Annotated in this window: 11 protein-coding genes and 1 riboswitch; of the genes, 10 read left to right on the top strand and 1 reads right to left on the bottom strand. The window is 42.4% G+C overall.

All coding sequences use genetic code 11. The features are described 5' to 3' along the window. Nucleotides 1–131 precede the first annotated feature (131 nt). The 8 genes from ACOJQI_RS17575 to ACOJQI_RS17540 all read left to right on the top strand — a co-directional run bounded on the left by ACOJQI_RS17575 (nucleotide 132) and on the right by ACOJQI_RS17540 (nucleotide 9,682). A complete protein-coding gene (locus tag ACOJQI_RS17575) occupies nucleotides 132–1,829 on the top strand; it encodes a long-chain-fatty-acid--CoA ligase (RefSeq protein ID WP_421380325.1) in 1,698 nt (565 codons plus the stop codon). Nucleotides 1,830–2,012: 183 nt separating this feature from the next. After that, nucleotides 2,013–2,600, top strand: a complete 588-nt coding sequence (locus tag ACOJQI_RS17570; protein ID WP_421380322.1) for a TetR/AcrR family transcriptional regulator — start codon at nucleotides 2,013–2,015, stop codon at nucleotides 2,598–2,600. A 25-nt stretch (nucleotides 2,601–2,625) separates the two neighbouring features. Next, nucleotides 2,626–3,399, top strand: coding sequence for an enoyl-CoA hydratase (locus ACOJQI_RS17565; protein ID WP_421380319.1), 774 nt, complete (start codon nucleotides 2,626–2,628; stop codon nucleotides 3,397–3,399). 109 nt (nucleotides 3,400–3,508) lie between these two features. Next, nucleotides 3,509–4,282 carry an electron transfer flavoprotein subunit beta/FixA family protein gene (locus ACOJQI_RS17560; protein ID WP_421380316.1) on the top strand — a complete coding sequence of 258 codons (774 nt, stop codon included), beginning with the start codon at nucleotides 3,509–3,511 and terminating at the stop codon, nucleotides 4,280–4,282. A gap of 45 nt (nucleotides 4,283–4,327) precedes the next feature. Then, a complete protein-coding gene (locus ACOJQI_RS17555; protein ID WP_421380313.1) occupies nucleotides 4,328–5,308 on the top strand; it encodes an electron transfer flavoprotein subunit alpha/FixB family protein in 981 nt (326 codons plus the stop codon). Between the two features lie 366 nt (nucleotides 5,309–5,674). After that, the gene (trxA, locus tag ACOJQI_RS17550; RefSeq protein WP_421380310.1) at nucleotides 5,675–6,043 is read left to right on the top strand and encodes a thioredoxin; all 369 of its coding nucleotides are present in this window, start codon (nucleotides 5,675–5,677) and stop codon (nucleotides 6,041–6,043) included. 186 nt (nucleotides 6,044–6,229) lie between these two features. Next, nucleotides 6,230–8,002 carry an excinuclease ABC subunit UvrC gene (uvrC, locus tag ACOJQI_RS17545; RefSeq protein WP_421380307.1) on the top strand — a complete coding sequence of 591 codons (1,773 nt, stop codon included), beginning with the start codon at nucleotides 6,230–6,232 and terminating at the stop codon, nucleotides 8,000–8,002. A 114-nt stretch (nucleotides 8,003–8,116) separates the two neighbouring features. Next, nucleotides 8,117–8,295, top strand: a riboswitch (Lysine riboswitch). A 142-nt stretch (nucleotides 8,296–8,437) separates the two neighbouring features. Further along, a complete protein-coding gene (locus ACOJQI_RS17540; RefSeq protein WP_421380304.1) occupies nucleotides 8,438–9,682 on the top strand; it encodes an aspartate kinase in 1,245 nt (414 codons plus the stop codon). Nucleotides 9,683–9,733: 51 nt separating this feature from the next. Here the strand turns inward: ACOJQI_RS17540 and ACOJQI_RS17535 are convergent, their stop codons facing one another. Further along, nucleotides 9,734–10,228 (bottom strand): YslB family protein, encoded by a 495-nt coding sequence (locus ACOJQI_RS17535; protein ID WP_421380301.1) that lies wholly within the window; start codon nucleotides 10,226–10,228, stop codon nucleotides 9,734–9,736. 451 nt (nucleotides 10,229–10,679) lie between these two features. Between ACOJQI_RS17535 and ACOJQI_RS17530 the strand changes: the two genes are divergently transcribed. Next, the gene (locus ACOJQI_RS17530) at nucleotides 10,680–11,288 is read left to right on the top strand and encodes a succinate dehydrogenase cytochrome b558 subunit (protein ID WP_421380298.1); all 609 of its coding nucleotides are present in this window, start codon (nucleotides 10,680–10,682) and stop codon (nucleotides 11,286–11,288) included. Nucleotides 11,289–11,362: 74 nt separating this feature from the next. Beyond that, nucleotides 11,363–13,123 (top strand): succinate dehydrogenase flavoprotein subunit, encoded by a 1,761-nt coding sequence (gene sdhA, locus ACOJQI_RS17525; protein ID WP_421380295.1) that lies wholly within the window; start codon nucleotides 11,363–11,365, stop codon nucleotides 13,121–13,123. Nucleotides 13,124–13,125 lie beyond the last annotated feature (2 nt).

Here is a 13,125-nt window from a genome sequence, read left to right as displayed (position 1 = left end):
GCTCTCTTTTTTTATTAGCGTAATTAAAACATGCTGGTGGAAACTAATTCGAATTGTATCAGTAGTAAAGATATACTATAATAGTATAAAGAATTAAAATTTTCTAATAATTATTGAAGGGGGGAAGTTTTATGGAAAGGCCATGGCTTGAACTGTATCCAGAAGAAATCAAGAAGGAGCTGGATTATACTCCTGCCCCGCTGCATGATTACCTCACCAAAGCAGCAGAGCTTTATCCTGAAAAGTGTGCCATTCACTTTATGGGCAAGGAAATCAAGTATCGGGATCTGTATGATTCTGCATTGAAGTTTGCGAATTACCTGAAGGGGCTGGGGGTGGAAAAAGGGGACCGCGTTGCAATCATGCTGCCGAATACTCCACAATCAGTCATTGGTTATTACGGAATTCTCTATGCCGGCGGGGTTGTTGTCCAAACAAATCCTCTTTACATGGAAAGGGAAATTGAATATCAGATGAATGATTCCGGGGCCAAAGTGATTCTTACTATGGACATTCTGTTTCCAAGAGTGACAAAGGTTATGAAGGAGACATCCCTTAAACATGTAATTGTAACCGCTATCAAAGATTACCTTCCTTTTCCAAAGAACCTTGTTTATCCTTTCATCCAGAAGAAGCAATACGGAATTGTAGTAAAGGTTGAGCCATCAGACCAATTTCATTTATTCACGGATATTATGAAAACGGCTGATAATAAGCCGATTGATATACCATTTGATTTTGAGGAAGATTTGGCGCTGCTTCAATATACAGGAGGAACAACAGGTTTCCCTAAAGGGGTAATGCTCACCCATAAGAATCTTGTTTCCAATGCAGTGATGTGTGATGCATGGCTGTATAAGTGCAAAAAGGGAGAAGAGGTTGTATTAGGCATCTTGCCGTTCTTCCATGTATATGGAATGACTGCGGTGATGATCCTTTCTGTCATGCAGGGATATAAAATGATCCTGCTGCCAAAGTTTGATGCTGAAACCACATTAAAAACAATACAAAAACAAAGACCGACATTATTTCCGGGAGCTCCAACCATCTATATCGGATTATTGAACCATCCGGATTTGAAAAAATACGATCTGTCTTCCATTGATTCATGTATAAGCGGATCTGCACCGCTTCCTGTAGAAGTCCAGCAGAAGTTTGAAGAAGTTACCGGAGGGAAGCTTGTAGAGGGGTATGGCCTGACTGAATCCTCGCCAGTCACTCACTCCAATTTCCTGTGGGACCGGGAAAGGATCAGAGGAAGTATCGGAATCCCTTGGCCTGATACAGATGCTGCTGTATTTTCGATGGAAACAGGGGAAAAGCGGCCTCCTAATGAAATCGGGGAGATATGTGTGAAAGGTCCCCAGGTCATGAAAGGGTATTGGAACAGGCCTGAAGAAACTGAAATGACACTGAAAGACGGCTGGCTGTTGACAGGTGATCTGGGCTACATGGATGAAAAGGGATATTTTTATGTAGTAGACCGCAAGAAAGATATGATCATTGCGGGCGGATTCAATATCTACCCTAGAGAAATTGAAGAGGTTCTCTATGAACATCCTGATATCCAGGAAGTAGTGGCTGCAGGGGTACCTGACCCATACCGGGGAGAAACTGTGAAGGCGTATATCGTCCTGAGAGAAAATTCAAACGTTACAGAAGAAGACTTGGATGCATTTGCAAGGAAGCATCTTGCGGCATATAAAGTCCCTAGGTTGTATGAGTTCAGGGATGAACTGCCAAAAACGGCAGTAGGGAAGATCCTGAGACGCGCTCTTGTCGACGAAGAAAAAAATAAACTGAAAGACAAAGATGAAAAGCTTGGATGATTATAGTTGGAAAACAGAGAATTTCATACTAGAATAGTAGTTGGAGTTTTTAGGCTGAAACATGGCCTTTCTTTTTGATGAAGGATGGGACAAGGATATTCTTCTTGACTTTTATTCTCAAGCATTTTATTATGAAAATATGAATGAATAGTCATTCATTATTTATAAGAGGCAGGGCATTATATGAAAAGAGACAAACCGAAATATAAACAGATTATTGATGCCGCTGTAGTGGTTATTGCTGAAAATGGATATCATCAAGCCCAGGTTTCAAGGATAGCAAAACAGGCCGGAGTGGCAGATGGAACCATTTATCTTTACTTCAAAAACAAAGAAGATATACTGATCTCCTTATTCCGTGAGAAGATGGGTATGTTTGTTGAAAAAATTGAAGAATCTATAGCAGGAAAACGAACTGCGGCGGAGAAGTTATTAGTGATGATTGAAAATCATTGTAAGATCTTGTCGGAAGATCACCATCTGGCAATCGTTACCCAATTGGAGCTGAGACAGTCCAATAAGGATATCCGCTTAAAGATCAATGAAGTGTTAAAGGGCTATCTTTCAGTCATCGACAGAATATTGACTGAAGGAATGGACTCTGGAGAATTCTCTTTCGATCTTGATATCCGCCTGGCACGCCAGATGATTTTCGGTACGATCGATGAGATGCTCACCAATTGGGTCATGAATGAACAAAAATTTGACCTGTCGTCACAAGTTCCTGCCATACATAAACTGCTGCTTAACGGCTGCGGTTCCAGGGACTGAAGTATTGCGTAAGGAGGAAGTCTAGATGCAGTATTTGAGTTGCAAGTTTGAAAATCAAACAGCACTCGTTACGATTCAGCGTCCGCCTGCAAACGCCCTTGCCAGTGACTTGATCATTGAATTGGACGGCTTGATGGATGAACTGGAGAATAACGATGAAGTAAGGGTTATTTTGCTGCACGGCGAAGGCAGATTCTTCTCTGCCGGTGCGGATATTAAAGAGTTCACAAAAGTAGAAAGCGGATCAGATTTTACAAAGCTTTCAAAAAGAGGCCAGGACCTCTTTGAACGAATGGAAAACTTCCCTAAACCGATTATTGCGTCCATTCATGGTGCTGCATTAGGCGGCGGCCTCGAGCTTGCGATGGGTTGCCACATCCGCATTGTCGGTGAAAATGCAAAACTTGGCCTTCCGGAATTGCAGCTGGGTCTTGTGCCTGGTTTTGCAGGCTCACAAAGGCTGGCCAAATTTGTCGGTTCGGCAAAAGCTGCGGAAATGCTGCTTACAAGTGAACCGATTACCGGTAAGGAAGCGGTTCAGTGGGGATTGGCAAATAGAGCATACGCTGATGAAGAAGTTCTGGACCATGCGAAAAAGCTTGCGTTCACTATAGCCAAGAAGAGTCCAGTGGCAATGAAAGCTGCTTTGGAACTCCTTAGTTATACAAAACACGAGCGCTTCTATGAAGGTGTCAAGCGGGAAGCAGAATTATTCGGGGATGTATTCATGTCCGAAGATGGCCAGGAAGGAATCAAAGCTTTCATTGAAAAGCGCACGCCGGAATTCAAGGGTAAGTGATAACGGATTTCCGGCTTATCCTTGAGCCCAAGGGGTAAATTTTTTTACGTTAAATTTTCTCAATCTTTTTAAACAATTGAAAGTTTGAAATTTTAGGAGGGAACTAGGAATGAACATCTATGTACTTATGAAAAGAACTTTCGATACTGAAGAAAAAATCAGTATTTCAAACGGACAAATCAGTGAAGACGGTGCAGAATTCATCATCAACCCGTACGATGAGTATGCGATTGAAGAAGCCATTCAGGTTCGTGACGAGCATGGCGGTGAAATCACTGTTGTGACAGTCGGCGGCGAAGAGGGAGAGAAACAACTTCGAACTGCATTAGCAATGGGTGCAGATAAAGCTGTATTGATCAATACAGAAGACGATGTTGAAAATGGCGACCAGTTTACAACTGCAAAAATTCTTGCTGAATATCTAAAGGATAAGGATGCAGATTTAATTCTTGCAGGTAACGTAGCGATTGACGGCGGATCCGGCCAGGTTGGACCACGTGTAGCGGAACAGTTGAATATCCCTTACGTAACGACTATTACAAGCCTTGAAATTGACGGCAGCACAGTTACTGTTGTTCGTGATGTTGAAGGTGATTCAGAAACGATTGAAACATCTCTTCCTTTATTAGTGACAGCTCAGCAAGGATTGAATGAGCCACGATATCCTTCTTTGCCTGGAATTATGAAAGCGAAGAAAAAACCATTGGATGAGATCGAAATTGATGATTTAGACCTTGAAGAAGAAGATGTTGAGGCAAAAACGAAAACGATTGAAATCTTCCTGCCGCCTGAGAAGGAAGCGGGCAAAATTCTTGAAGGTGAGCTTGATGATCAAGTAAAAGAACTTGTCGAGCTTCTTCACACACAAGCCAAAGTCGTTTAATAAATAGACCAATCAACAGATCATTCACTCAGGAGGTAATCTAACATGGCAAGAAAAGTATTGGTACTTGGTGAAGTACGTGATAATGCATTAAGAAACGTTTCTTTTGAAGCTGTTGCGGCTGGTAAGACAGTTGCAGAGGGCGGAGAAGTTGTTGGGGTTTTATTGGGCAGTTCTGTAAGCGCTTTAGGGAATGAACTGATCCAGTATGGAGCTGACCGTGTAGTAGTTGTTGAAGATGAAAAATTGGACCAATATACATCAGACGGTTACTCTCAAGCATTGATGGCTGTCATTGATCAGGAAAGTCCTGAAGGGATCATTTTCGGACACACAGCGCTAGGGAAAGATCTTTCTCCTAAGGTTGCAAGCAAGTTAGGATCAGGATTGATTTCTGATGCTACAGCTCTTGAAGAGGCTGGCGGAAATCTTGTATTTACCCGCCCGATCTACTCTGGTAAAGCGTTTGAAAAGAAAATCGTAACAGACGGGCTGATTTTGGCTACAATCCGTCCGAACAATATCGATCCTCTTGAGAAGGATGAGTCCCGCAGCGGAGATGTAAGTTCTGTATCCGTGGATATTAAAGATCTTCGTACCATCATCAAAGATGTCGTCCGTAAAGCAAGCGAGGGTGTAGACCTTTCTGAAGCGAAAGTCGTCATTGCAGGTGGACGCGGAGTGAAAAGTGAAGATGGTTTCGAACCATTAAAAGAATTGGCTGATGTACTTGGTGGAGCAGTTGGAGCTTCCCGTGGAGCGTGTGATGCAGACTACTGCGATTACTCACTTCAAATCGGGCAGACAGGTAAAGTTGTAACGCCTGATCTATATATTGCATGCGGAATTTCCGGTGCGATTCAGCACTTGGCAGGTATGTCCAACTCAAAGGTCATCGTTGCCATCAACAAAGATCCTGAAGCGAACATTTTCAATGTAGCTGACTATGGAATTGTAGGAGACTTGTTTGAAGTTGTTCCAATGTTGACAGAAGAATTCAAGAAATTAAAAGTATCTTCTTCATAAGGAAGAAAAAAGCAGCTGTTCAAAAGAGCAGCTGCTAAATTTTTTACATATGATTGCACCAAACCTTCAGCGGGTAATACTATATTATACCGCCTGAATTGCAGAGTTTATGTTTTGTTGTCTCTTTGTTTAATTTGAAAGTGACTTTCTGAAAGTTCTTATCCAGCTACTTGTTTATAGGTTGATTGGAACGGAAGATGTGCGATCTCCTGCGCGGGATTAGCGGGACAGGTGAGACCCCGCAGGCGCAGCCGAGGAGGCTCACCGCCCGCCCCGCGGAGTCGTGCATCTGGAGTGGAAATCTTTACGAATAATCAAGGGGAAACAGGGTAAATTACCTGCGAGGCATATTTATAGCATCATCAAATGAACGATGATATACTGACGGTAACTTTTAAAGATAATTGGAGGCGAATATATATGGCTATCACACATGCTACAGATCAAACATTCACAAACGAAGTAAGTTCAGGTTTAGTACTTGCAGATTTCTGGGCGCCTTGGTGCGGACCTTGTAAAATGATTGCGCCAGTACTTGAAGAACTTGACGCTGATATGGGCGATAAAGTTAAAATCGTCAAAGTTGATGTTGACGAAAACCAAGAAACAGCAGGTAACTACGGTGTAATGAGTATCCCGACACTAGTAGTTCTTAAAGATGGAGAAGTGGTTGACAAAGTCATCGGCTTCCAACCAAAAGAAGCTCTTGCTGAACTATTGAACAAACATGCATAATGAGTGAGAAACTAAGAAACGGGCCGTATGGCTCGTTTCTTTTTTATGGTTTTTAAAGCATCAACTGTATTCTTTTGCCAGTGGTTCCCCAGTTGACCTAATTCGACTAATTGCCTATGATTAGTAAAGACGTTTTACCGTATTCCGTTCATTTTTTTAAAGGTGAGCCGCAGGGAGTGAGTATGAATGAACGAGACCATTTCAAATAAACTGGCACTGCTGCCGGACCAGCCGGGATGCTATCTGATGAAAGACCGGCAGGGGACTATCATTTATGTAGGTAAGGCAAAAGTGCTGAAAAATCGAGTGAGATCATATTTTACAGGTTCTCATGATGGAAAGACACAAAGACTCGTCGGCGAGATTGAGGATTTTGAATATATCGTAACCTCTTCCAATTTGGAAGCATTGATTCTGGAATTAAACTTGATTAAAAAGCATGACCCAAAATATAATGTCATGCTGAAAGATGATAAGAGCTATCCCTTCATAAAACTTACAGCTGAGAGACATCCAAGGCTTATCATTACCCGCAATGTAAAGAAAGATAAAGGAAAGTACTTCGGACCTTATCCGAATGCGGGAGCGGCCAATGAAACCAAAAAACTGCTCGACAGGATTTATCCGCTGAGAAAATGTGATAATCTCCCTGACAGAGTCTGTCTCTACTATCACCTGGGTCAGTGCCTGGCACCATGTGTAAATGAAGTTGAGCCGGAAACATATAAAAAGCTGACTGATGAAATTGCACGTTTTTTGAATGGCGGTTATAAAGATATAAAAAAAGAACTGAACGAAAAGATGGCTGATGCCGCAGAAAACCTGGAGTTCGAAAGAGCAAAAGAGTTCAGGGATCAGATCGCACATATTGAAGCGACGATGGAAAAGCAGACAATGACCATGACTGATTTCACTGATAGAGATATCTTTGGATATGCCGTGGATAAGGGCTGGATGTGTGTCCAGGTATTTTTCGTCCGTCAAGGAAAGCTGATCGAGCGGGATGTATCCATGTTCCCGATTTACGATGAACCTGCTGAGGAGTTTCTGACGTTCATCGGGCAATTTTATTCAAAAACCAATCATTTCAAGCCAAAAGAAATCAATATTCCGGAAGGAACTGATGAAACCATCGTATCAGAACTTTTGGATGTGAGGACAACAAGGCCGCAAAGAGGGCAGAAGAGACATTTGGTACAATTAGCAGGAAAAAATGCTGAGATTGCACTAAAGGAAAAGTTTTCTTTGATTGAAAGAGATGAAGAAAGAACAATCCTTGCCATTGATAAATTGGGCGAGGCAATGGGCATTTACACCCCTCATCGCATTGAAGCATTTGACAACTCTAACATTCAGGGGACCGACCCGGTTTCGGCCATGATTGTATTTATTGACGGAAAACCGGAAAAGAAGGAGTACCGCAAGTATAAGATTAAGTCTGTAAAAGGACCGGATGATTACGACTCCATGCGGGAAGTGGTCAGACGCAGATATACAAGGGTCTTGAAAGATGGGCTTCCACTTCCTGATCTAATAGTTATCGATGGTGGTAAAGGCCAGATCCATGCTGCCAAGGAAGTACTTGAATTGGAATTGAATCTTGATATTCCTGTTGCCGGACTTGCGAAGGATGACAAGCACCAGACGTCTGAATTGCTCTATGGGGATCCTCTTGAGATCGTTCCTCTCGAGAAAAGAAGCCAGGAATTCTATCTTTTGCAGAGAATCCAGGATGAAGTTCACCGATTTGCCATTACGTTCCACAGGCAGCTTCGGGGGAAGACAGCGTTCTCTTCCATGCTTGATGAAGTGAGTGGAATCGGCCCTAAGAGAAAGAAACAGCTTCTGAAGACATTCGGATCGATGAAAAAAATGAAAGAAGCTTCTTTGGATGAATTGATAGAAGCCGGGCTGCCGAAACCAGCTGCTGAAGAACTAATGAAGAAGCTGAAAGAATAGATCCCCTTTCCTTTTAAGGAGGGGTGTTTTTTTGTGCAAGAAATTTTTGATTGTCACTATTTTCAGAGTGTGTTAAAATGAATAAAAATTTTATAAATTATCACTTTATATACGAGTGGTGATAGAGGTGCGGACTTTCATCAGTAGATGCTTCGAGGAGTATGGGCTCTTAGGACGGGCATTGAAAGGGGAATTCGCCGAAGTAAAAGCAGGCTCATGGCTGTTTTTGCTGGTTCTGTGTTTAATAGATGCAGGATTGTCAAGATTAACAGTCTTGGAGAGCTATCTCACGTGGAACCTGCATAATTTTGCGATTTCACTGGCAATGAGATACTGTCTCATTGCCTTTTTTAATGAGGTTTGTTTTCATGGTGACCGTTATTCTTGACCTTATACTTAGAGTACCAAAACTTAAAAGGAAATGAGGACGAGAATGTGGGACTGATTGTTCAGAAATTTGGAGGCACTTCTGTTGGTGACATTGAAAGAATTAAGAATGTTGCCGGTCGTGTCATTGATGAAAAAAAGCAAGGGAACAATGTTGTTGTAGTTGTCTCGGCTATGGGGAAAACAACCGATGGGCTTGTCGACTTGGCGTTTCAAGCTTCGGCTAAGCCAAGCAAGAGAGAAATGGATATGATCCTCACAACAGGGGAACAGATTACTATTTCCCTGCTGACAATGGCCTTGCAGGATTCAGGATACGATGCCGTTTCCATGACAGGCTGGCAGGCAGGAATTGAAACCGAAAGCATTCATGGAAATGCCCGCATCACGAACATCAATACCGATAGAATCAATAACAATCTCTCTGAAAACCGAATTGTCGTGGTAGCTGGATTCCAAGGATTGGCTGAAAAAGGAGAAATCACAACGTTAGGAAGAGGCGGTTCTGATACAACAGCCGTTGCTCTTGCGGCTGCCCTGAAAGCTGAACGCTGCGATATTTATACGGATGTTGATGGAGTTTATACTTCCGATCCGAGGTATGTAAAGAATGCCAGAAAGCTTGCTTCTGTAGCTTATGATGAAATGCTGGAGCTCGCTAATCTTGGGGCTGGTGTCCTGCACCCGCGTGCCGTTGAGTTTGCCAAGAATTACGGTGTCCCGCTAGTAGTAAGGTCCAGCATGGAAAAATTGGAAGGTACAATTATTGAGGAGGAAGTATCGATGGAAACAGGTTTGATTGTTCGAGGAGTTGCATTTGAAGAAGAGATAATCAGGATGACAGTGTTTGGGCTGCAAAATGAAATTACAAGCCTTTCTTCAATTTTTACTACTCTGGCCAAACATCACATCAACGTGGATATTATCATTCAAAGTAAAACTGAAACAGACAGCATCAACCTTTCTTTCTCCATTAAGAAGGGAGATTTGGAAGAAGCCATCGAGGTCTTGCAGGATAACCGTGAAGAGCTTGGTTTCAGTGCGATTGAGCACGAGAGCGGACTTTCTAAAGTGTCCATTGTCGGTTCAGGTATGATTTCAAATCCTGGTGTCGCGGCTCAAATGTTTGAGGTCTTGGCTAAAAATGAAATTCCAATCAAAATGGTAAGCACTTCCGAAATCAAAGTTTCTGCAGTGGTAGATGAATCACACATGCTGAAGGCGGCAGAAGTGCTTCATACTGAATTCAATCTTGATAAAACAGAAAAACCGCAGAAGGTTTCTGTAAAATAATGAACAAAAAAGCTTCCCTTCAGCCCAGGGAAGCTTTTTTATCTTGCCTATCTACTCTATCTTATCCTTCAAATCACTGCGGACGATGATTTTGACGGTCTTTGACCGCTTGTGGATCTCGTCTGCGGCTTCGGTTACCGCCTTTTTTTGTGACTGGACTTGTTGAGCTAAGAAACCTGCTTCCATCTTGAAAGAAACATCCGTTTTAAGGGTAAGCCTTCTTTCAATGAAAGGCCCTGATAAGGTGAAGATCTGTTCGTCTTTTTTATCGTCAGTAAGGCTCAATTTACCCCAGCCTGCTTCAAGGAAAAATGCTTCCATTTCCTCTAAAGAAACTAGCGGAAACTTCCTTGCTAGGCTTTTGCCTCCCCAATATAGAATATCTGTTGTATGCTTGCCCAGTATTTCCGGCAGCATTATATCCCTCATCAATTCATACCCGAACAGGGGAACGGCTTCCATTTCCCCTTTTTTTTGATCCTTGCTGCTTTCCAAAAGTAATCCCCTCTTTCTATATAGCTCTCCCTGCTCCCTTTGGAGAGTCATTATGTGATTATTTTCCACTTAATAGTGAAGATAATCATTTTAACCACTGTTGTTTTAAAATTCTTCCAGTGCATCAACAATCTTCTATTAATCTATTATAAACAAGGTAAGGGTAAAATATAAATCGGTAAAACAAAAATAGTATAGATGGAATGTTTTACCGACATAATGAATCTCTGCCCTGTTAAAATTTCATTTGCCTGAGAAGAGTGAGGAAGAGCCTTATCAGTACTACTTTTTTCGATGATAAATATTATCGATATATTAAAAATATTTTTGCGATATCATTGAATTTTATGTATCCGTTTTCTTGACGCACCACCTACATGGGAGTAAAATGAACATGTCACATTTTTGTTATAATATGAAAATTTGCAGAAGGTTTGTACCTTAAATAGTATTGTCGAAATCTTATATTATGCATTTTTTCATCACTAAGGGGGGTATATCATTGGCTGGAAATCGAGAGTTTAATTATCGCAGGCTTCATTCATTACTAGGTGTTATTCCAGTAGGGATATTCTTAATTCAACACTTGGTAGTCAATCACTTTGCCACACGGGGCGAGGAAGCATTTAATGATGCGGCACATTTTATGGAGATGCTGCCTTTCCGCTACGTACTTGAAACATTCGTCATTTTTCTTCCATTGTTGTTTCATGCTATTTATGGTCTTTATATAGCCTTTACAGCAAAGAACAATGTAAGCAAGTATGGGTATTTCCGTAACTGGATGTTCATGCTTCAGCGTGTTTCCGGTGTCATCACTTTGATTTTCATTACATGGCATGTATGGGAAACAAGGGTAGCAGCCGCATTTGGAGCAGAAGTCAACTTTCAAATGATGGAGAACATACTTTCAAATCCGTTTATGATGGGCTTCTACATCGTCGGAATTATCTCTACTATCTTCCATTTTGCTAACGGTTTGTGGTCTTTCCTTGTGAGCTGGGGATTCACAGTATCTCCTCGTTCCCAAGTGATCGCTACTTATGTTACAATCGGAATCTTCGTTGCTCTTTCCATTGTTGGAATCAGAGCACTATATGCTTTTGTTTAATTCATATTTCTAAATAGCTAGATATTTTACTAGACTCGATAAGGTATTTTTTGTAGGAAAAGGAGTGAGTCTCGATGAGTAAAGGGAAAATCATCGTTGTCGGCGGCGGTTTGGCCGGCTTGATGGCTACAATAAAAGCAGCAGAAGCAGGAGCGCCAGTAGACTTATTTTCATTAGTGCCTGTAAAGCGTTCTCACTCTGTTTGTGCGCAAGGTGGAATTAACGGTGCGGTTAATACCAAGGGTGAAGGAGATTCTCCTTGGGAGCATTTTGATGACACTGTATACGGAGGGGATTTCCTTGCCAACCAGCCTCCTGTCAAAGCAATGACAGAAGCTGCGCCAGGAATCATTCACTTGCTTGACCGTATGGGTGTAATGTTCAACCGTACGCCTGAAGGACTATTGGATTTCCGCCGTTTCGGCGGTACACAGCATCACCGTACAGCATTTGCCGGTGCGACAACTGGCCAGCAGCTGTTATATGCTCTTGATGAGCAGGTCCGCCGCCATGAAGTGGCAGGGCTTGTTAATAAATATGAGGGCTGGGAATTCCTTGGAGTGGTTATCGACGACGAGGGAGCTGCCCGCGGTATCGTAGCGCAGGATCTTAAAACAATGGAAATCAAATCTTTCCCTGCAGATGCAGTCATCATGGCGACAGGAGGCCCTGGGATTATCTTCGGTAAGTCCACGAACTCCGTCATCAATACAGGTTCTGCTGCATCTATCGTTTATCAGCAGGGTGCATACTATGCAAACGGAGAATTCATTCAAATTCACCCTACCGCAATCCCAGGAGACGACAAGCTTCGCCTCATGAGTGAATCTGCACGTGGTGAAGGCGGACGTGTGTGGACATATAAAGACGGTAAGCCATGGTACTTCCTTGAGGAAAAATATCCTGCTTACGGAAACCTTGTACCCCGTGATATCGCGACTCGTGAAATCTTTGATGTCTGCGTTAACCAAAAGCTTGGTATCAATGGTGAAAACATGGTATACCTTGATCTTTCACATAAGGATCCCAAAGAGCTTGACGTTAAGCTTGGCGGAATCATTGAAATCTATGAAAAATTCATGGGAGATGACCCTCGCAAGGTCCCTATGAAGATCTTCCCGGCGGTTCACTATTCAATGGGCGGCCTGTGGGTAGATTATGATCAAATGACAAACATTCCAGGACTATTTGCTGCTGGTGAATGTGATTATTCACAGCACGGCGGAAACCGTCTTGGAGCAAACTCCCTTCTATCTGCCATTTATGGCGGTATGGTTGCAGGCCCTAATGCAATCAAGTATATGAACGGACTTGAAAAGAGTGTTGATGATCTTCCTTCTACTCTGTTTGACCGTTTCGTTCAGCAAGAGGAAGAAAAGTGGAACGACATCATGTCTATGGATGGAACAGAAAACGCGTATGTCATTCACAAAGAGCTAGGTGAATGGATGACAGATAACGTTACAGTTGTTCGTTACAATGACAAGCTTAAAGAAACGGATGAAAAGATTCTTGAGCTGATGGAACGCTACAAAAAGGTTAATATCAATGATACTCAAAAATGGAGCAACCAGGGTGCTATGTTCACTCGCCAATTGGGTAATATGCTTCAACTTGCCCGCGTCATCACAATCGGTGCCTTGAACCGTGATGAAAGCCGCGGCGCCCATTATAAACCGGACTTCCCAGACCGTAATGATGAGGAATTCCTGAAGACAACAATGGCGAAGTACAATGCTGAAAAGAACACACCTGAATTCCATTATGAAGAGGTAGATACATCGTTGATCCCGCCGCGTAAGCGCGACTACACTAAGAAAAAAGGGGGTAAATAAAG

Origin of the sequence: Bacillus salacetis (genome assembly GCF_049177075.1) — a bacterium.
Classification (GTDB): Bacteria; Bacillota; Bacilli; order Bacillales; family Bacillaceae_B; genus Rossellomorea; species Rossellomorea salacetis_A.
The sequence above is the reverse complement of the archived record's forward strand: the minus strand, read 5'-3'. Positions and strand labels throughout refer to the sequence as shown.